Raw genomic sequence first — 20,392 nt, 5'->3', positions numbered from 1 at the left:
ATTATTTTTTCCCAAAAAGACCAAAGAAGGAGGATTTCTTTTTCTCCGGTTTTGGCGGCTCAGTATTTTTTTGCTGTTGCTGGGCTTTACGCTCCCTCTTGCTAATTGCTTCGAGTCCCTGTATGGCCGTCACCTCTTGAGGATTCAGCTTCAGGGCTTGATTAAAGTGAATTTTGGCCATACTGAGGGAGCCTTGTTGCAGATACACCTTGCCTAGGAGAGCATTGCAGCGGGCACTGCGGGGGTCAATTTTCAGGGCATCCTTCAATTCTTTGATGGCTTCCAGATAAATGCCTTTATTAAAGAGTTCTTCTGCGCGTCGGAAGTATTGCTCTGTAAATTGCTCTGTTTTGGGAGCCTCTGTCGGCGGTGTCGTCCCTGTGGCGGCTGCTGGTGTGGCACGCACTTGGGTTTCATCTGATTTGGGTGGGGGTGCAGGCGTAGAAACCGTGGCTGTGGTTGCCTTGCCGCCTGCCGATCGCCACAGATAAATCAAATTGAGTTCACTAATTTGTTCGCTAATTTTCAGGACATTGTTTAAGTCTTTGTACTGATCTTGGGCAAGGGTATTGAGCGCCTTTTGATAGGCTTCTTCAACATTGGCAGCGTTAAAGACTTCCTGTGCCAAATCAAAGGTGGGCGTTGGCACAATATTGGCCGTTAGCAGTTGCTTTTCAAGCAAGCGCAAAATGACTTGATATTCTTCCCGCTCTTTTTCTTGGGAAAGCACCTCATAGGCAGGATTCACAAACTTGGAGAGCAAATCACTGGCCATTTTTTTGCCCGATTCATCATCACGGCTGTCGGGGTGCAGTGTCTTGGCAATTTTGAGATACCGCTTGCGAATTTCCCCGGGTGCTGCCGACAATGGAATCCCTAGGGCAGCATGGAGATCCCGTTTGGAGTTAAAGCGACCCAGACCGTGATTGATCTCGAAGGGCATAATCAGTGAAACCGCAGGGGCAGAACATCATTAGATTATACCTGCTGATAGAGGGGGTTGGTGGCCAAACAATTGGGTACCTTCATGGCTCCGCCACGCTAGCGCGAAAGGGCAGCTTTGAATCTCTGAAATGCTCCAGAGTACCGCATTTTGGTGGTTTTTAGGGAAAGCGGACGATGGGACTCGAACCCACGACGTTCAGCTTGGGAAGCTGACATTCTACCACTGAATTACGTCCGCAGTCTTGCAGTCTATAATTTTAGCACGAACTGTCCGGCTGGCGATGGTGTTCGACTGTAATAACGGTATGCACATTGCCACGGGGGGCAAAGTCCCCTTTGATTTTCATGTAGAGGGGGTCGCAGGCGGCCACGAGATCATCGAGGACTTGATTCACCGCTTCTTCGTGGGAAATGTAGCGATCGCGATAGCTGTTGATGTAAAGCTTAATCGCTTTTAGTTCCACCACCTTTTCATGGGGAATATAGCTAACGTAAAGCGTGGCAAAGTCAGGATAGCCAGAAAATGGACACTTACAGGTAAACTCCGGCAGGGTAATCTCAATGGTGTATTGCCGACCGGGACGTGGATTGGGAAATGTAATCAGTTGCCCTTCTTGAATGGCGCGTTCGCCGTACTTCATTTCTGATACTTGCATTGTTTGGTTCCAACAGCTTGAGAACGACTCAGAGATTCTCTTTAGACCATAAGTAAAGTTTATCAAGATTTAAGTTCCTAGCCCCTCGACACCAACGTTGCAGGGTGAGAATAGGGTAGAGAGGTTGTTGAGGCGAGAGTGCCATGGAACGTTATCAGCCAAATGGAACCCCTCTCTCAGAGGCCGATAAAGCAGAACTAGCCCAACTCAAACAACTGCTAGAGCGAGCGATCGCCGACGGCGTATTGACTGCCGACGAAATGGCGCAAATCAAGCGACAAATTCGCGCCGATGGCAAAGTCACCTATGAAGAGCTAGAGCTTTACCGCCAGTTTGTGGAGGAGAAAATCCGCCAAGGGCTTTTGGTGCGGGAAATTCGCTAACGCCCTAGACTTTGTAGGGGATGTTGGTGTCCTGAAAGGAGTGGGCTGGATTCAGACCCATCAAGATGACGGTGTCAATGACATGGATAATACCGTTCTCCGCTTCAATATCAGCGGCAAGGACAGTGGCGTTTTTGACTTCCAAGGGATGATCGCCATGAATCGGAATAGTGGAACCTTCGAGGGAAGTGACAATTTCCATCTTTTTCAGGTCGGCGGCTTTGTAGGCACCGGCAACCACATGGTATTTGAGAATCCGCGCTAACTGGGGAGGATTTTGCACAAGGGAGGTAATGGTGCCATCGGGCAACTTGGCAAAGGCATCATCATTGGGGGCAAACACCGTAAAAGGCCCCGGCGATTGCAGGGCTTCCACCAGATTGGCCACCTTGACAGCAGTCACTAGTGTGGAAAAGCCGCGAGTATTCACTGCAATATCAACAATGGTTGCCATAAAAGCGTGCCCCAAAACTGCGATGAAAATGCACAACAATGGTTTGCGATCGCCCCATTCATCAAGAGGATGGGGACTGTAACAAACGCTAGAATTAGCATACTGAACCCACGTCCTAGGCGCTAGCGATCGCTGGCGTCAGCCAGATAGGGAAATTTAATCATGGCAATCGCGTCGGTTAATCCCACAACCGCTGAGGTCTTAAAAACTTTTTCCCCCTTAGGGGCTGAGGAAGTGGAGAGGGCGATTGCCCAAGGGGCGACGACCTTTGAGACCTATCGTCTGACAGCCTTTGAGCAGCGTGCCCAGTGGCTAGAAAACACAGCAAATCTCCTGCAACAGCAGCGGGATGCGCTTGCTCGCCTCATGACCCTTGAGATGGGTAAACCAATGACAGAGGCGCGGGCTGAAATTGACAAATGTGCGTGGGTGTGTCGTTACTATGCCGAGCAGGGAGCAGCTTTCCTGCGGCCTGAATTAATTCCCACAGAGGCAAGCTACAGCGCGATTCATTACCAGCCCCTTGGCATTATTTTGGCCGTGATGCCGTGGAATTTTCCCTTTTGGCAGGTGTTTCGCTTTGCGGCCCCGGCCTTGATGGCGGGGAATGTGGTTCTGCTCAAGCATGCTTCTAATGTGCCTCAGTGCGCGCTGGCGATCGCCCAGCTCTTGAGGGAAGCGGGCTTTCCTGCGGGGGTCTTTCAAACCCTGCTGATTCCCGGCAGTGCCATTGCTGATCTGGTGGCGGATCCGCGTATTAAGGCAGCGACTCTCACGGGCAGCGAAGCAGCGGGCAAAAGTTTAGCCCAAGCAGCAGGTCAGCACCTCAAGAAAACCGTTCTGGAACTGGGGGGAAGTGATCCCTTTATTGTCATGCCCAGTGCCAATATCCCTCAGGCGATCGCCACCGCTGTCCAAGCCCGCATGATTAACAATGGCCAATCCTGCATTGCGGCTAAACGCTTTATTGTCCATGAGGCTGTCTATGACACCTTTGCCGAAGGCATGAAAGCTGCCTTCGAGACGTGGGTAATTGGCGATCCCTTGGAACCCACCACACAACTGGGGCCTCTTGCTACTGCCGCCATCCGTGATGAACTCCACGCCCAGGTTGAACTTGCCCTTGCCCATGGTGCCAAGGTCTTTTACCGCCGCAACCTTGATCTGCCGAGCCATTGTCAGCAGGGGTATTTCTTTGCGCCGACGATGTTGGCAGAGGTCACTCCAGATAACCCCGTGTTTCATCAGGAGCTATTTGGACCTGTGGCGATGCTCTTTCGGGTACCGTCCCTAACTGCGGCAATCGAACTGGCCAATGCCACACCCTTTGGTTTAGGCGCCAGTGCTTGGACACAGGAGAGCGATGAAGCGGAGATCCTCGTGCGGGATCTCGAAGCGGGTGCCGTCTTCATTAACGCGATGGTCAAGTCGGATCCACGTTTGCCCTTTGGCGGGATCAAGACCTCTGGCTATGGCCGTGAACTGGGACGGGCAGGACTGTTGGAGTTTGTCAATATTAAAACAGTGTGCCGCTACGGCGATACCTAACTGAGGGCATAAAATTTCCATTCGCGATCGCCCTTGAGTTCTAAAACGTACTTGTGGTACTGCATCAGGCTCTCACGGTGGCCAACACTAATGTAGTTGCGGGTGGTGCGCTGAATGTGCTCATAGACTCGTTTTTCGTTGGCTAAGTCTAGGGCGCTGGTGGCTTCATCCAAAATGGCGTAGGGGCGGTGATTGAGCAGCAGGCGGGCGATCGCCAGTCGTTGTTGTTCCCCAAGCGACAGCACATCATCCCACGCTAATTCCACATCCAGACCACCGACGCGATCCGGCAAATGTGCCAAGTTGACTTCGTTAAGGGCGTGCAAAAGCACATCGTCTGGGGTTTGGCGATCGCCACTGGGGTAGAGCAGTTGGGTGCGCAACGTACCCAGCACCATATAGGGGCGTTGGGGCAAAAAGAGCACTTCATCTACGGGGGGACGAATAATACGGCCACTGCCACTTTGCCAGAGTCCAGCGATCGCCCGCAGGAGCGAACTTTTACCCACCCCACTCGGCCCCATAATCACCACACTTTCCCCCGCCTCAAGGGCAAATGTGACATCTTCCACCAGCCGCCGTGCCAAGTTCGGTGTATCCACAGCCACGTGTTCTAGGGCAATGTAGGACTTCTCCACCAATTGAATTTGCGATTGGGGGGGCACTGGGGGCGTTGTCAAAACCTCATCAAACTCTGCCAAACGCTCAATACCCGCAATAAAGCCCGTGAGGTTCGTAAACTGGTTCACAATGATTGAGAGTGCCCCCAGCACCTGCGAGAAAGCAAAGCTGGCTTGGCTAATAGCACCAAAGTCAATCTCACCAGCAAAGTAGCGGGGAGCAACCACAGCTGCTGGCACAATCACCACAAAGTAGTTGTAGGCCGTGGTGAAAAACTCCAGATTGCGCTGCCAACCAATCAAGAGGTTAAAGTTCCGCAGCACCTCGAGAAAGCGCTGACGCACCTGCACCGACTCTTGGCCTTCACCGCGATAAAAGGCAATGGACTCGGCATTATCGCGCACATGAACCAAGCCATAACGAAAATCGGCTTCGCGCCGCAGTTGGTTAAAGTTCAGCCAAATCAGGCGTTGTCCAATCAAAACGGTCACAATCGTACCGACAATGGCATAGCCAACCAAGGTCAGCGTTAGGGTTTGGGAGATACTCCAGAGAATGCCACTAAAGGCAATGAGGTCAATAATTTCGCCCAGAATGATCAGTAGAAACTGGAGTGAGGTTTGGGTAAAGGAGCGGATATCCTCGGTGATCCGTTGATCAGGGTTATCAATCTCGCCTTGGTTTTCGATGGTGTAGTAGGCTCGATTCTGGAAATAGCGATCCAAAAAATGACGGGTGAGCCAATCCCGCCAGCGCAACCCTAGATATTCGCGCACGTAGCGATAAATGACGACAATCGGCGTCCCCACCACAAAAACGCCAGCATACACCAAGAGGAATCGCCAGTAGGTTTCAGCATTTTTCTCCGCCAGTGCCGTCTGGAAGAAGCGCCCGACAAAGCTAATGATCACGTTGAGGCCACTCACGGAGAGGGAAAGCATCAGCAGTAACCCCAAGAGTGCCCACGCTTGCCACCGAGGCAGCAGGGGTTGCCGCAGCAGCGCAAAGACGCCCAAGGGGAGAATCACCGTCCCCAGCAGAATACTACGGCTGAGGGGCTGTGCCCACAGGGATTGAATCATCTCCATGAGACCGCCGGCAATTTGTCCCATCAGTTCGGGGGCAAGGGCATTGAGGCCAAAGGTCACGGCTGCCGTCAGACCGAAGAGGAAGCCAAACATGAGGGCAATGACCAGAAAAAGCAGCAGGATAAAGATCACACTGCTGCCCCAGCGATCGCGGGGAAAGAAATAGGGTTGGGCAATCCGCAGAAACTGCCCCCAAACACGGAGATTAAAGCGATGGGTCGGCTGCGACATTGGCTTGTTCCTCGACAGTGGCAAGGGGCTACAGGCCTACTATTGTAGTGGGGGCAGCTACAGAGGAGAACGGATGCGCCATAAAAAAACGGCACCCACCACATCTCATATCTCACCGTGGCTCTATTGGGGGTTATGGCCAATTCATCGCCTATTTTTGCCCCTTTACTTTTCGCGGATTACGATTGTCGGTCGCGAGCAGTTGCCCAAGGAGGGTCATTTCTTGCTTGCCCCCAAGCACTGTAGCCGTTGGGATCCGGTGATTTTGCCCTTGGTGTGGCCTTATCCGCTACGCTTTATGACCAATGCGATCGAGTTTGGCGGGGTGCAGGGCTGGTTTATCCGTCGTCTGGGTGCCTTTGCTGTGAACCTCAACCGTCCTCAGCCCAGTAGTTTGCGCCATGTGCTGGAGATTCTCAATGCAGGTCAGCCCCTAGTGATCTTTCCCGAGGGTGGGATTGTGCCGGATCAGGTAGTACGTCCCCTGAAGCCCGGTCTTGCCCGTCTTGTCTTGCAGGCCGATCGCCCCCTGCCGATTTTTCCCGTTGGCATTGCCTACGATCCACAGCCGCAGTTTCGTGCGCGGGTAGCCCTTTGGATTGGAGCGCCCCTGTGGACGCCCGCTGAGCGCGAGGGCAACCTCAAACAACAGGCACAGGAATTGACCCAGCAACTGGAAGCAGCCTTACATGCAGCCGTGCTTGAGGCCCGCAAATGTGCGCGATCGCAGGGCGAGTAGAGCTACTTTGTCACTAATCACACAATTGGCCTAGATCAAGAGAATTTTGTAGAATAAAGACAAGATTGAACAAGTCCTCAAAAGCCTCAATCTTGATATTTTCCAAGCTTTGAGCGAGCGATCGCCCACCAATAGGGGTGTACTTAAAGACTCTTTATTAAGTTAGGCAACGTTGCGAAACAACCACCAATCCTAAAAGTTAATTAAGACAGCGGGCAAATTGTGTTTCTGCTTTTATGCTGAAATTATAGTTTTACCAAGCGCAGCACTGTACTGCTCTTTTCCCAAGAATGGAGCACGTTCAAAATGGCTACATAACAGATGTACCCCCTAGGCCGTAGGCAAGACGTAGAGAGGAATTGAAAACAGAGTTTTTGTTAACTGGGATACTTTCTTAAGCGATTAAAATTTTAGCAAATTTTTTAGAAGGTTCTCTTTAAATCCATAAACGCTATCTCAAGCAATCTGTTGTCACCGAGGTTTCAATGATGGTTTCCATACTCCCTGAAAAACAACCCGAAAAACAAAAGGTGACAGGTTACATTCACTCCGTTGAGACTTGTGGCACGGTAGATGGCCCCGGCATTCGCTATGTGATTTTTACCCAAGGGTGTCCACTGCGCTGTCTGTACTGCCACAATCCCGACTGCCGCGAACCCCATCAGGGCAAGCTCGTAACCGTGGATGAACTGATTGCCGATATTCAGCATTACCAATCCTATCTGCGCCAAGGGGGCGTAACGGTTAGTGGCGGCGAACCACTGATGCAGCCGGAGTTTGTGCGTGAAATTTTTGAGCGCTGCCACGAATTAGGATTGCACACCGCCCTAGATACGTCGGGCTATGTGGTCTTGGAGGCGGCTAAACCGGTTGTGGCGGCAACGGATCTGGTTCTGCTGGACATTAAATCCTTTCTGCCGGAGACCTATCGGCGGGTCACCAGTGTCACGATTACCCCCACCTTGGAGTTGGCCAAGTACCTAGATGAGATCCACAAACCGACGTGGATCCGCTTTGTCTTGGTACCGGGGCTGACGGATGATCCCGAAAATATTCGGGGATTGGCGCAATTTGTGGCGGGTCTGCGTAACGTGGAGAAAGTGGAGGTGTTGCCCTTTCACAAAATGGGGGAATACAAATGGCAGCAATTAGGGCTGCCCTATGAACTGTTTGATACCCCAGCAGCGAGTCCCAAAGATGTCCAACGGGCGATCGCCCTTTTCCGTGAATATGATCTCAACGTTCAATAACTTGCCCATTTAAGAAATTTCTTTCCTCAGGAGTCGCCCATGACTGCCCAAGCCTTAACTCATTCTCAACCCGTTCAAACCATTGCCGATCTCGAAGCACTCATTGAGCGCGTCCAAAGGGCACAAACCCAGTATGCTCAGTTTACCCAAGAGCAGGTGGATCACATTTTCCACCAAGCGGCCATGGCGGCCAACCAAGCGCGGATTCCCCTTGCCAAACAAGCCGTTGCCGAAACGGGCATGGGGGTTGTCGAAGATAAAGTCATTAAAAATCACTTTGCCTCGGAATATATCTACAACAAGTACAAACATGAGAAAACCTGCGGCGTAATTGAGGATGATCCCATTTTTGGCATCCAAAAAATTGCTGAACCCGTGGGGATCATTGCCGGTGTGGTGCCGGTGACGAACCCAACTTCGACGACCATCTTTAAGGCCTTGATTGCCCTGAAAACTCGCAATGGCATTATCTTTTCGCCCCATCCCCGAGCAAAGGTCTGTACGGTGGCCGCAGCCAAGGTGGTGTTGGATGCAGCAGTCGCCGCTGGCGCACCCCGCGATATTATTGGCTGGATTGATGAGCCAACCATTGAACTCTCCCAAGTCCTGATGCAGCATCCCCAAATTAAATTGATTTTGGCCACGGGTGGGCCAGGCATGGTGAAGGCCGCCTATTCCTCTGGTCATCCGGCGATCGGGGTCGGGGCGGGGAATACCCCGGTGCTCATTGATGCCACAGCCGATATTCCCACAGCGGTGAGTTCGATTCTCCTGAGTAAGGCCTTTGACAATGGCATGATCTGTGCCTCGGAGCAGGCGGTGATTGTCGTTGATGAGATCTATGACGCGGTCAAAGCGGAGTTTCAACGGCGGGGGGGCTACATTCTCTCCCCTGAGGAACGGCAGCGGGTGGCACAACTGCTCCTGAAGGATGGTCGCCTCAATCCTGCGATTGTCGGTCAATCAGCAGCCACTATTGCTGCAATGGCCAATATCCAAGTGCCGCCAGAAACGCGGGTACTCATTGGTGAAGTGAGTGAAGTGGGGTCGCAGGAGCCATTTTCCTATGAGAAACTCTGTCCCGTCTTGGCCTTGTATCGGGCACCCCAGTTCCATAAAGGGGTGGAAATTGCCGCACAGTTGGTGAATTTTGGCGGCATGGGGCACACCTCTGTGCTCTACACCGATCCCCGCAACCAAGATGACATTGCCTACTTCAAATACCGCATGCAGACGGCACGGGTTTTGATTAACACCCCTTCTTCCCAAGGGGCGATCGGGGATTTGTACAACTTCAAGTTGGATCCCTCGCTGACCTTGGGGTGTGGGACGTGGGGCGGTAATGTCACGTCGGAAAATGTCGGTCCCCATCACCTGTTGAATATCAAAACGGTGAGCGATCGCCGCGAAAATATGCTCTGGTTCCGCGTGCCGCCGAAAATTTACTTCAAACCCGGCTGCCTACCCATTGCCTTGCGAGAGCTAGAAGGGAAAAAACGCGCCTTCTTGGTTACCGATAAACCCCTCTTTGACTTGGGCATCACTGACCCGATTGTGCACACCCTCGAAGAACTGGGCATCAAGCACGACATCTTCCATGAAGTGGAGCCAGACCCGACCCTGAGTACGGTGAATCGCGGCCTAGAACTGCTGCGAGACTATCAGCCCGATGTGATTATTGCCGTGGGGGGTGGCTCACCCATGGATGCGGCCAAGGTGATGTGGCTGTTGTATGAGCATCCAGAGGTGGAGTTTGACGGCTTGGCCATGCGCTTCATGGATATTCGCAAGCGGGTGTATCAACTGCCCCCCTTGGGTCAAAAAGCCATGATGGTGGCAATTCCCACGACCTCGGGGACGGGTTCCGAAGTGACGCCCTTTGCAGTGGTTACCGACGATCGCGTGGGGATTAAATACCCCTTGGCGGACTATGCCCTCACGCCCACCATGGCGATTGTGGATCCCGACTTGGTGCTGCACATGCCCAAGAAACTCACGGCCTATGGCGGCATTGATGCCCTAACCCATGCCTTGGAGTCCTATGTATCGGTGCTCTCGACGGAGTTTACTGAGGGACTGGCATTAGAGGCAATCAAACTGCTGTTTACGTACTTACCCCGTGCCTATCGCTTGGGGGCGGCTGACCCAGAAGCTCGCGAGAAAGTTCACTATGCCGCCACGATCGCCGGCATGGCCTTTGCCAATGCTTTCTTGGGGGTCTGCCACTCGATGGCCCACAAACTTGGCTCCACCTTCCACGTGCCCCACGGCCTTGCCAATGCGCTGATGATTTGCCATGTCATCCGCTATAACGCCACGGATGCCCCCCTGAAACAGGCAATCTTTCCACAGTACAAGTATCCCCAGGCCAAGGAACGCTATGCCCAAATTGCCGACTTTCTTGAATTGGGTGGTAGCACGCCAGAGGAAAAAGTGGCGCGCCTGATTGCCGCTATTGAAGACCTGAAGGCGCAGTTAGAGATTCCAGCCACCATTAAGGAAGCCCTCAACAGTGAGGATCAAGCCTTCTATGAACAGGTGCAAAGCATGGCCGAACTGGCCTTTGACGATCAGTGCACGGGGGCAAATCCCCGCTATCCGCTGATTCAAGACCTGAAGGAGTTGTATATCCTTGCCTATATGGGGTGTCGGCGGGATGCGGCAGCCTACCATCCGGCAGAAGCAGCTTCTCAATGAAGTGGCGTTATATTCCCCCCTTTGGGGCGCCGGGAAAAGTGCAAATGGCGGTGGATCGGTGGTTGTGGCAGTCTAGCGATCGCCCCTGTCTGCGGTTTTACACTTGGTCACCGCCCGCCATCTCCCTTGGCTACAGTCAGCGGCAAATTCCAGAGCACTGGCAACATCTGCCCTGGCAGGGGCAAGCCATCGAACTGGTGCAGCGACCCACGGGGGGGCGGGCTGTTTTGCACCAAGGGGATCTCACCTACAGTCTAGTGGTGTGGGGGTTGGGGCAACGGCGGCGACAGGTTTATACCGATCTGTGTCAATTCCTGAGGGTGGGGTTTGAGCGCCTAGGGTGGCCTCTGCAGTTGGGACAAGACCCCTATTCCTCTCAAGCGCCGATCAATTGCTTTGCCCAAGCCACCGTGGCCGATTTGGTTTTACCTACGGGCGAGAAAGTCATTGGTAGTGCCCAAGCTTGGCGGGGCGATCGCGTCCTGCAGCATGGTTCAATTGTCCTGACCCCTGACCTCGATCTATGGCAGCAGGTATTTGGCAGTGTTCCCCATCGGCAGTCCCTTCCCCCTTTAGAGGTGGTGCAAACGGCTCTCTTGGACGCCTTTGAGGCGCAGTGGCAAGTGAAACTGACCCCGGAACCCTTGAGCGATCGCGAGTGGCAAGAGATTAATGCAGAAATTAACAAAGTATCAAACTAGGGCTGTGGCTTCCCCCTCTAGGCTATGATTGGCTTGTTGTCTTGGGGATTCACATGGCACGCTGGCTGACTGCGCTTATTTTAACCCTGACGCTTCTCATTACCGGTTGCGCCCCTACCCCGCCCTCTCCCTATGAGCAGGTGCAACAGGAAAGCACTCAGCGCAATGCACCACCGGCAGTGAGTCGTGAAGCCACCCAAGGCAGTGAATTTAATCGCTTCTTTCCGCCCGAGGGGAATGGCTTTGAGCGCATCTATGTCCAAGAGAAAAAGGGCTTTGCCGAGGCTAAGCTGAAAAAAGAGGGCAAAGAACTAGCGATGCTGGCCATTTCCGATACGATTAGCACCCCTGAGGCTGCCGCCAAGTTTCAAAACAGTACGATGCAGATTGCTGGCTATCCAGCAGTAGAGGTGGGAACCACACAAACGGCCATTCTGGTGGCCAACCGCTATCAGGTGAAGGTACTCTCCCGTGATCCCAGTTTTACCGCCAGCGATCGCCGCGAATGGATTGAAAAATTTGATCTTGCTGGTTTAGCCCAACTTGCCCCCTAAGGAGACCACCGTGAGCGCAGCTATCTATAAAATTGTTGATCAACTCCCCACTGGGGGCATCACCGTTATGGCCCTCAAGTCCTTGGATTTCATCATTCCCGGCCAGTGGCAAAATATCGTTGGTTTTGATAACACGATCCGCCATGTAACTGGAGAAACGGATCCTGCCTTGATCTGCCAAATTGGCGATCGCGCCGTGCGGCTCTTTAATGACAAATCCCAAGGCTATCAGCGGGCACTGTGGCTCTATCAAACCGTGGACAACACCGATGCTCTCCTAGGAGCGGCTGCCCTTGCCAACAAAGTGGGCGAGAAAATTTCCTTCCTCGGCTTCTTGGATAAAATGACGCCCAAGCCAGAGCGGGCGCAGTCCATTGATCTCAGCATTAAGCTGATTGTGGAAATTCTGGCCTTTTGTCAAATCAATGGCATTCCCGGTGACAGCCTCGGCGACTTCCTGCGTGCCCTTGCCGACTACAGTGGTGAATCCCTGATGCGGATGGCCGCCCTCATCTGCTTTGATGGCCTGATTCCCCTAGGGCCTGACTTTCTTCTCAAATGCTTGGGCACACTGCAAAGCTTGCAACCCAATGATCTACAGGAAAACCCCACCTTCAAAGCAATTGGCAGTGTCGTGCCGGGGGGCAATCCCAGCGGTCAATTGGGCTTTATTGTCGAAAGTTTTAATGCCGTGCAGGGGTGGATGCATCAATTTGTCAGCAGCCACGAGTTAACGCCGCAAAAGGTGATCAATAGTCTGCAAAGCTTTATTGAACTCTCGAAGGATAACCTCGACTACTTGGGAGCCTTTTTGGACATGAGCACCAACTACTACTACCATACGGGCGTTCAGACCCTAGCTCGTCGCCTGATTGAGCGAGCAGTTGCTGAGATTTAAGGGAGCTGACACCCTTGGTTTAGGACATTTCCAGCATGCGTTGGATGGGTTTGAGCGCCGCAAGGCGGATGTCTTCTGGTAGTTCAATCTGGGGCTGGCGATCGCGCATACACAAATAGAGTTTTTCTAGGGTATTCAGGCGCATAAAGGGGCACTCATTACAATTGCAGGTCTGATCCTGAGGGGGCGCAGGGATAAAAGTTTTCTCTGGGTTGCGCCGCTGCATCTGGTGGAGAATCCCTGGCTCGGTGACAACGATAAAGGTATCGTGATCTTGGCGTTGGCTATAGTTGAGCAAAGCCGTTGTCGAACCAATAAAATCGGCATGGCGGAGTACGGCTTCTTCGCATTCGGGGTGGGCAATCACCTGGGCCGTGGGGTAGGCGGCCTTGAGTTCGAGGATGCGTCGCTCGGAGAAGGTTTCATGGACAATGCAACTGCCGTCCCACAGCACCATCTGCCGTCCGGTTTGTGCCATGACATAGCGACCAAGGTTGCGATCGGGGGCAAAAATCAGGGGCTGATCCGCAGGCAACTGCTGCACAATTTTCACTGCATTAGAACTGGTGCAAATAATGTCACTCAGGGCTTTGATTTCAGCAGTGCAGTTAATGTAGGAAATCACCCAATGGTCAGGATACTGCGCCTTAAAAGCAGCAAAGGCGTCCGCAGGACAACTGTCTGCCAAAGAACAGCCCGCCGCCAAATCCGGCAGCAACACCAGCTTATCGGGGTTGAGAATCTTGGCGGTTTCGGCCATGAAATGCACCCCAGCAAAAACAATGACATCGGCATTGGTACTGGCGGCCTGCCGCGACAGCCCAAGGGAATCACCAATGTAATCGGCCACATCTTGAATGGCGGGGTCTTGGTAGTAGTGGGCTAGAATCACTGCATTCAGTTCCCGCTTCAGGTCTTGGATGGCCGCAATTAAATCCAACGGCAGGGACGGTTGGGGGGCAGCGAGAGTCGCAAACACAGGCAGTGGGTTCCTTTCGCAATTGGTAACGAGTCTCTCTATTATAGTGATTTTCACCAAAATAGGAATCCCTTAGGCATCATTGGCGAGCAGTTGCTGCACAAGGGCACGGGCACCATAGCTGACACCGGCCGTACCTTCCCCCGGATGCACGGAATCTCCCGCTAACCACAGGTGAGGAATCGGGGTGCGGGTGGCCAAGCCAAAGGGGCCAAAGGTGCTCAGGCGTTGACTAATGCCCCCGACAATGCCATCTAGCCGCGCGGTATAGCGCCAGAAGGTGCGGGGGGTCGCCGCTTCACAGTGGACAATGTGCTCAGGCCGCAGATCAAAGAATTCCCCGAGGTGTTCAAGAGCTGTTTGGGTGTATTGCGCCTTGGTGGCGGCATAGTCTAAGTCAGGCTGACGCCAAAAATTCGGTTCAGTAAAGCTGGAGGCAATCAGGGTACGATAGCCTCTGGGGGCACGCCCATCCTGCGGCTGACTCACAGAGACAAACAGGGAGTTATTTTCGCCAATCGGCCCTTCCGCATCGTAGAGAAACTGCAAGTGGAGTGGACAACTTTCGGGAATGGCGGCCTCTTTAACGCCAAGGTAAATCACAAAGGCACCGGCGGCCGGCGGCAGTGTTTTGAGGCGGCGGGCATAGCCAGTGGGAATGGCATCGCCAAGGAGTTGGGGCAGGTTTTGGGCAGGGACATTGGCCACAATGTGATCCGCTGCAACGCGCTGCAAGGTTTTTGTTTTCAGGTTCTCCACTTGGACAGCGACGGCACGCCCCCGCTCGACTTCAATGTGACGCACCAAATGCCGGGTGTAAATTTGACCGCCATCGCGCTGCAAGGCATTGGCGAGTAAATCACTGAGCACCTGCATGCTGCCGTGGAGATGGTAGAGGCCGTGGGGGTCTTGGGACAGACAGAGGGCGGTGGCGGCATAGAGGAGTGCGGTTTCACTGGCATCTACTTGGGAGTAGAGCTTGAGTTGAAGATCCAGAAATTGCCGCAGCCGGCGATCGCCCCCGACACCGCAAAGACGCATCCAATCGGTCACCGTCATCAGGCTAAAGGGCAACGTGAGAAGCGTCTCCGGACGCAGGGCTTGCACCAATTGCCACAGATCAAAGCCATTGCGCGGGGGTAAAATGGGCTGCCGCTGCTGAAATCGCCAACTAATGGCAAAGAGGTGTTCAAGGCCTTGCCAAAACCGCTCACTGTGGGGAAAGTGGCGTTGACGTTCCAGTTGCCAGCGATCGCGATCGCGCCAAACATTGATGGGCGTCATTTCCTGCGGCAGATACACCGCACAGGCAGGATCGCAGGGGGTTGCTGCTGGCAGAGGCATCTCCAATTCAGCAAAAATCGCCGCGTGAATCCCCCCCGGCTCAAGGCCAGCCACTTGGGTGGCGCCAACATCGAAGGTAAAACCCCGCCGCTGAAATGTGGAGGCACAGCCCCCCAGTTGGGCTGCCTGCTCAAACAGCTGAACCCGATAGCCCCGTCGTGCCAACAATGCCGCTGTGGTCAGACCCCCAATGCCGCCGCCAATGACGACCACCTGCTTTGCCATTTGTATAGTTATGTAAATTACCTGTATCTAGCACTTTAACGACGTTGAGCCAGTGCTGACAAGGAAAACGGCAAGCAACTAGCGCCGCCGCAACTGAAGCTGCTCATAGACCTGCCGCAGGGACACCCCATGATAGGCAAGGGCAACTAGCGTGTGGTAAAACAAGTCCGCTACCTCACTGGCGATCGCCTCGGGGTCATCGTCTTTGCAGGCCATCACCACTTCTACGGTTTCTTCGCCCAGCTTCTTGAGAATTTTATTATCACCGGCTGTGAACAGGCTGGAAGTGTAGGACTGTAGCTGCGGAAAGTCGCGCCGCTGACAGACCACGTTATACACTTGCGAAAGGGTATCTGCTGGTGGGTCTTCTACCCGTTGTCCGGCCTCCCCATGGCGGTGGAAACAACTGCGCTGCCCCGTGTGGCAAGCGACTTTGCCCACTTGCTCTACTGTTAACAACAGGGCATCACTATCGCAGTCGTAGCGGATACTTTTGACCCACTGGACATGGCCAGAGGTTTCGCCCTTGGGCCACAGTTCTTGGCGCGAACGACTCCAAAACCACGTACGACCGGTTTCAAGGGTTTTCTGTAGCGATTCCCGATTCATCCACGCCAGCATCAACACGGTGCCGTCCAAATAGTCTTGGACAATTGCTGGCACTAAACCCCGTTCATCGTAGCGAATCTCATCGAGGGGGAGGCTAAGGGTAGTGACAGGCATGAATCGTTCGCAGGTCTCAAGAGGGTGACCCGGAGATCACGCCTACCGCAAGCATCCCGTATTGCTGCTTCCTTCCGGACCTGACAAGGTTGAGGCGTTGCGATCGCATGATTCCGAGCCAACTTGTATCCTAGCACACCCCATCGAGGTACATAAATCGCCCTATTAGGAATCTTTATCTCTCGTTTCTTAAAGAAAGTTTATATTAAAGAGGTAACAGCGTAAGATTTGGTAATGCCTATGACCCTTGCTGCACTGATGGTGACGCAGGCTGAGACTCTCCGTGGTCTCTTTCGGATGTTGACGGCAACCAGTTGTCCCTATCGCTATAACTTTCATCTCCATACCATCTGCTCCGATGGGCAACTGACACCGCAGCAAGTGGCGCAACAGGCAATGATCCATGGCCTCAAGGGATTTGCCATTACCGATCACCATGCCCTAGAGGGCTATTTTCAGGCTCGAACCTACGTAGAAGCCTATCCAGGAACGGATCGCCCCCAAGTTTACACGGGCATTGAAATTACGGCTCAACTCTTGGGTACTGAGGTGCATATTCTGGGCTATGGCTTTGACCCCTATGCGCCGATCCTGCATCTCTATACAATGGGCACTGCCCCCCAAGGGGACTTGGCACAGGCAGAACGGGTGATTGCCGCACTCCATGAAGCAGGAGGCTTGGCGATTTTGGCACACCCGGCGCGCTATCGTTTGCCTGCTGAACAATTGATTCCTGCAGCTGTGGCGCGGGGGATTGATGGGGTGGAAACCTACTACTGTTACAGCAATCCCGATGTGTGGGAACCCACCCCTGAAACAACCGCCCTTGTGCATGCTTTGGCCGTTGAACACCAGTTGCTGGAGACCTGCGGCACGGATACCCATGGCCAAGATATCTTGGTGCGGCGATGACCGTGACTGAAATCCTGATCACCTTAGGGGCGATCGCCATCAGTTGGTTCGTGCTCCGCTGGCTGATCACTGTCCTCAAGGTCACTCTCGGTACGGCGATTAAAATTGCCCTGATTGTTTTCCTGTTGCAACTCTTTTTTGGTATTGGTCCCGATCGCCTGTGGGAGCAAGCACAGTTTCTATGGTCACAGGTGGCGAGTTATTTGCCGATGCCTTCTTTGCCCTCCTCGCAATAATGATAGGTTTCTGCGCCGGTTGAGCTTTGGCGGGCGTCTTTTGTCAGATCGGCCAGAATCCAGTAAACTGACTGGCATCAAGCCCCTTTGCCCCAAGGTCATGACTCAAACAGCATGGTTAGAACTTGTCAAATCCGTCAGTGAGCAGGGGGTTCAGCTACCCGCCAGCGGCCTCAAAATTGGCCGTGCCCCCGATAATGACATTGTCCTGAATGATCTTTCCGTCTCCCGCTACCACGCTTTCTTGGAGTGGCAAGAAGGGAAAGTTCACCTCGTAGATCTCGGCAGTAAAGCGGGCACCCATCTCAATGGCCAACCGGTTGTGCCTAATACCCCCATTCCCCTTGAAGATGGCGACTTGATAACGCTGGGCAACTCTGCTGTGCGCTTTCGCCTCATCTGGCACTACCACGACTATCAACCCCGTACCACTGAGGTCAGCAAAGAGACTGAAGTCCCTGTGATTGAAGTGCGCACCAAAACATGGCAGCAACGCTGGGGGCTACAGGAGCAAACGACGCTTTTAGGCACCCATCCCGCCTGCGATGTGGTGGTGGATACCCCTGAACTTTTGCCCTGCCACTTGAAATTACGCTTTGCGGATCAGCATTTGCAGGTGGTAGATCTCAGTGACCCGCAGCCGGCAATGAATGTGCATTTGGGAATCGGGGAGAGTTATGCCCTGATGGAATTTGTGACGCTGACCTATGTGGGGCAGGAGTTGCCCGATCGCATTGACACAGAGCGTCATGCCGTTGTCTTTAGCCCCGCGACGGAGTTGAGCACAGCAACAGTACTGGCGATTCCTGAGGCCGATGCGACATCCACTGTCCCCGTGAAGACGATTTCGCTGGTGGGATACAACACGTTCACGATTGGCCGCGATCCAAGCAATGATCTGGTGATTGAGCATCCAACGGTGTCCCGTCACCACGCCAAAATTGAGCGCCGCAATGGCGATTTCCTGCTCACGGATCTGGGGTCGAGTAATGGCACGTTTGTCAATGGCCGCGAGGTAGAAGAACCCACACTGCTGCGGGTGGGGGACAGTATTCGCATTGGTAGCGATCGCCTTGTCCTCAATGTTGATGAAACCCTGACCCAATATGCCGAATCGGGTCACATGCGCCTAGATGCCATCAACCTCAGTAAGGTGGTGGGCAAGGGAACGCAAATTCTCCACGATATTTCGCTATCGATCATGCCCAAGGAGTTTGTGGCCATCTTGGGGCCTAGTGGTAGCGGCAAGTCAACGCTCCTCGATGCCCTCAATGGACTGCGGCCAGCAACAACGGGCACGGTACTGGTCAATGGCACAAATTTCTACCGCAACTATCAGGCCTTTCAAGCGCAATTGGGCTATGTACCGCAGAAGAATATCATCCACGAGGAACTGACGATCGCCCAAGCCTTGGAATACGCGGCAAAACTACGCATGCCCCCCGATACAACCCCAGCGGAACGCCAACAGCGGGTGACCGAGGTGTTAACAGAATTGGGACTGAACCATCGTCGCGATGTGCCCATTTCCCGCCTCAGTGGCGGTCAGCAGCGGCGGGTGTGTATTGGTGCCGAATTGCTCACGCAACCCAGTCTCTTCTTCCTCGATGAGGCCACCTCTGGCTTAGATCCGGGCACGGAAGCCGACCTGATGTTTTTGCTGCGGCAGTTGGCGGATCAGGGGCGAACGATTCTGATCATTACCCACGCCACCCAAAATATTCGGGAGTGTGATCTGGTGATCTATCTAGCGGAGGGCGGCCGGCTGGCCTACTTTGGTCCTCCTGATCAACTGCTGCCCTATTTCCGAGCTACCTTTGGCGATCGCTTTAGTGGCATTAAGCTCGAGGATTTTTCTGGCATCTATCGTGCCCTAGACAAAGAGAAAAACCCCAATGCCCCCACTTCGGCAGAACTAGAGGAAGCCTACCGGCGATCGCGCCTCTATCAGGAATATGTGGTCGGGCGACAGCAGGTGCTAGCTCACATGCCCGATGAAAGTCAACGGCGCACCAAGGGCAAATCCCGTCGCAGCAGTGAACCCAAGTCGAAAATCTCCCCTTGGCAACAATTTCTCATTCTCACCCGCCGCAATCTCACAATTCTTGGCCAAGATCGCAGTAACCTGCTGCTGACCCTCTTAATAGCCCCCCTCTTGGGGAGTTTGAGTTTTGTTTCTTGGCAGCGGGATCTCTTTAATCCGGAAACGGGGAATGCGGGTCAAGCCCTGACGATGATTTTTGTCACCAGTCTGATTGCCGTCATGATTGGCGCAATGACAACGATGCGGGAATTGGTTAAGGAGGTGGAGGTTTATCGGCGGGAGCGGATGATTGGCCTGCGGCTGTTGCCCTACATTGGCTCCAAGGGGGCGATCGCCCTTGGGCTAGCTCTTTATCAAGCGGCCACTTACCTTGCGGTGACAAAGCTGGCGGTGGATTTACCGGGAGATTGGGGGGTTACTTTTGCCATGTACGTCACCCTTGCCCTTGCCATTTTTGGCGGTATGGCGATGGGTCTTTTAGTCTCTGCCTTTGCCCCTAGCCAGAACATTGTGCCGCTGCTGGTGCTGATGTTTTTAGTGCCCCAAATTATCTTTAGTGGCGGGATTCAGCCCGTTTCTTCCTTCGGGTTACCGGGGCAGATTATTAACCATCTGACGGTCATTAAGTGGCCCTTTGAGGCGATGGTCAAGCTCACAGGCATCGGGGATGACATTGCCAATGACCCCTGTTGGCGCGAACCAGAGGAGGAACGGGAAAAAATGACCGAGGAGATGCAGCGGGATTTTTGTCTGTGCTATGGTCCCGGTCTCTTTAAGACCTGTAACTTCCCCGGTATCCGCGCCAAGTATGTCCCCGAAGTGGATGAACCCGCACCGCCGCGGCCAGAGTCTCCGGGCGATCCCCCCAATGATCCAGCAGCGCTCCAAGACTATCTGCAACGGCTGCAAGCCTATCAGGCAGCCATGGATGAGTGGGAACTAAAATATTCTGAGTGGAACCGCCAACGCAGTCGTGCCATCAATGAAGCCCAAGGCATTATCAGCCGCTTCCAACGAGATCAAGGCTACATGTTTACCGTAGATGTGCAACGCCATTGGCGCGATCAAAGCATTCTCATCTTGGCAATGCTAGTGGCTTTGCCCTTCTGCCAAAAACGCCGTGACTTTAGCCGTTGATACGCTGCCATTTTCAGGGGTGGGGTT

General features: G+C 53.6%; 18 protein-coding genes, 1 tRNA gene and 1 other RNA gene. 11 read left to right on the top strand and 9 right to left on the bottom strand.

What is annotated here, in order from left to right; translation table 11 throughout:
- Window position 1: 1 nt before the first annotated feature.
- The 3 genes from RHJ02_RS03325 to queF form a co-directional block, all read right to left on the bottom strand.
- Window positions 2-943 (bottom strand): DnaJ domain-containing protein, encoded by a 942-nt coding sequence (locus tag RHJ02_RS03325; RefSeq protein ID WP_310743381.1) that lies wholly within the window; start codon window positions 941-943, stop codon window positions 2-4.
- 168 nt (window positions 944-1,111) lie between these two features.
- Window positions 1,112-1,183: transfer RNA gene (locus tag RHJ02_RS03320), tRNA-Gly, on the bottom strand.
- 19 nt (window positions 1,184-1,202) lie between these two features.
- Complete coding sequence (queF, locus tag RHJ02_RS03315; RefSeq protein WP_149820908.1) at window positions 1,203-1,601, bottom strand: preQ(1) synthase; 399 nt, start codon at window positions 1,599-1,601, stop codon at window positions 1,203-1,205.
- Between the two features lie 143 nt (window positions 1,602-1,744).
- Between queF and RHJ02_RS03310 the strand changes: the two genes are divergently transcribed.
- Entirely contained in the window at window positions 1,745-1,984 is a 240-nt protein-coding gene (locus tag RHJ02_RS03310) for a hypothetical protein (protein WP_302678836.1), read from the top strand.
- Between the two features lie 4 nt (window positions 1,985-1,988).
- Here the strand turns inward: RHJ02_RS03310 and RHJ02_RS03305 are convergent, their stop codons facing one another.
- Window positions 1,989-2,438 carry a fasciclin domain-containing protein gene (locus RHJ02_RS03305; RefSeq protein ID WP_302678835.1) on the bottom strand — a complete coding sequence of 150 codons (450 nt, stop codon included), beginning with the start codon at window positions 2,436-2,438 and terminating at the stop codon, window positions 1,989-1,991.
- A 162-nt stretch (window positions 2,439-2,600) separates the two neighbouring features.
- Between RHJ02_RS03305 and RHJ02_RS03300 the strand changes: the two genes are divergently transcribed.
- The gene (locus RHJ02_RS03300; protein WP_310438054.1) at window positions 2,601-3,986 is read left to right on the top strand and encodes an NAD-dependent succinate-semialdehyde dehydrogenase; all 1,386 of its coding nucleotides are present in this window, start codon (window positions 2,601-2,603) and stop codon (window positions 3,984-3,986) included.
- Here RHJ02_RS03300 and RHJ02_RS03295 read toward each other — a convergent pair.
- Window positions 3,983-5,926, bottom strand: a complete 1,944-nt coding sequence (locus RHJ02_RS03295; protein WP_310743379.1) for an ABC transporter ATP-binding protein/permease — start codon at window positions 5,924-5,926, stop codon at window positions 3,983-3,985. The two genes, RHJ02_RS03300 and RHJ02_RS03295, sit on opposite strands and share 4 nt — an antisense overlap.
- Before the next feature lie 73 nt (window positions 5,927-5,999).
- On the opposite strand from RHJ02_RS03295, the gene RHJ02_RS03290 reads away from it, so the two are divergent.
- The 6 genes from RHJ02_RS03290 (at window position 6,000) to RHJ02_RS03265 (ending at window position 12,765) form a co-directional block, all read left to right on the top strand.
- A complete protein-coding gene (locus RHJ02_RS03290) occupies window positions 6,000-6,665 on the top strand; it encodes a 1-acyl-sn-glycerol-3-phosphate acyltransferase (RefSeq protein WP_206201055.1) in 666 nt (221 codons plus the stop codon).
- A 485-nt stretch (window positions 6,666-7,150) separates the two neighbouring features.
- Entirely contained in the window at window positions 7,151-7,915 is a 765-nt protein-coding gene (gene pflA, locus RHJ02_RS03285; protein WP_206201054.1) for a pyruvate formate-lyase-activating protein, read from the top strand.
- Window positions 7,916-7,954: 39 nt separating this feature from the next.
- On the top strand, window positions 7,955-10,612 hold the full coding sequence (adhE, locus tag RHJ02_RS03280; RefSeq protein ID WP_310800452.1) for a bifunctional acetaldehyde-CoA/alcohol dehydrogenase: 2,658 nt from the start codon (window positions 7,955-7,957) through the stop codon (window positions 10,610-10,612).
- On the top strand, window positions 10,609-11,313 hold the full coding sequence (locus RHJ02_RS03275; protein WP_225901641.1) for a lipoate--protein ligase family protein: 705 nt from the start codon (window positions 10,609-10,611) through the stop codon (window positions 11,311-11,313). The genes adhE and RHJ02_RS03275 overlap by 4 nt, the downstream gene beginning before the upstream one ends.
- A 53-nt stretch (window positions 11,314-11,366) precedes the next feature.
- Window positions 11,367-11,867, top strand: coding sequence for a hypothetical protein (locus RHJ02_RS03270; RefSeq protein WP_302676832.1), 501 nt, complete (start codon window positions 11,367-11,369; stop codon window positions 11,865-11,867).
- A gap of 10 nt (window positions 11,868-11,877) precedes the next feature.
- A complete protein-coding gene (locus RHJ02_RS03265) occupies window positions 11,878-12,765 on the top strand; it encodes a hypothetical protein (RefSeq protein WP_310800451.1) in 888 nt (295 codons plus the stop codon).
- A gap of 19 nt (window positions 12,766-12,784) precedes the next feature.
- Here RHJ02_RS03265 and nadA read toward each other — a convergent pair whose 3' ends face one another.
- From nadA to ffs, 4 genes are all read right to left on the bottom strand, one after another.
- Entirely contained in the window at window positions 12,785-13,744 is a 960-nt protein-coding gene (gene nadA, locus RHJ02_RS03260; protein ID WP_206201049.1) for a quinolinate synthase NadA, read from the bottom strand.
- Between the two features lie 72 nt (window positions 13,745-13,816).
- A complete protein-coding gene (gene crtD / locus RHJ02_RS03255; RefSeq protein WP_310800450.1) occupies window positions 13,817-15,313 on the bottom strand; it encodes a C-3',4' desaturase CrtD in 1,497 nt (498 codons plus the stop codon).
- Between the two features lie 78 nt (window positions 15,314-15,391).
- A complete protein-coding gene (gene hisIE / locus RHJ02_RS03250) occupies window positions 15,392-16,036 on the bottom strand; it encodes a bifunctional phosphoribosyl-AMP cyclohydrolase/phosphoribosyl-ATP diphosphatase HisIE (protein WP_206201047.1) in 645 nt (214 codons plus the stop codon).
- Window positions 16,037-16,059: 23 nt separating this feature from the next.
- Window positions 16,060-16,156, bottom strand: an RNA gene (gene ffs / locus RHJ02_RS03245) — signal recognition particle sRNA small type.
- 120 nt (window positions 16,157-16,276) lie between these two features.
- On the opposite strand from ffs, the gene RHJ02_RS03240 reads away from it, so the two are divergent.
- From RHJ02_RS03240 to RHJ02_RS03230, 3 genes are read left to right on the top strand one after another with little or no spacing between them, the layout of a single operon-like run.
- Window positions 16,277-16,948 (top strand): PHP domain-containing protein, encoded by a 672-nt coding sequence (locus RHJ02_RS03240; protein WP_225901640.1) that lies wholly within the window; start codon window positions 16,277-16,279, stop codon window positions 16,946-16,948.
- Window positions 16,945-17,184: a hypothetical protein gene (locus RHJ02_RS03235; RefSeq protein WP_206201046.1), complete on the top strand. Its 240-nt coding sequence runs from the start codon at window positions 16,945-16,947 to the stop codon at window positions 17,182-17,184. Before RHJ02_RS03240 ends, RHJ02_RS03235 begins: the two co-directional genes overlap by 4 nt.
- Before the next feature lie 40 nt (window positions 17,185-17,224).
- On the top strand, window positions 17,225-20,365 hold the full coding sequence (locus RHJ02_RS03230) for an FHA domain-containing protein (protein ID WP_310438052.1): 3,141 nt from the start codon (window positions 17,225-17,227) through the stop codon (window positions 20,363-20,365).
- Window positions 20,366-20,392: the final 27 nt, after the last annotated feature.

Origin of the sequence: Thermosynechococcus sp. TG215, from assembly GCF_031583455.1 — a bacterium.
GTDB lineage: Bacteria > Cyanobacteriota > Cyanobacteriia > Thermosynechococcales > Thermosynechococcaceae > Thermosynechococcus.
Note: the sequence above shows the minus strand (reverse complement) of the source record. Positions and strands in the feature narration are given on the sequence as shown.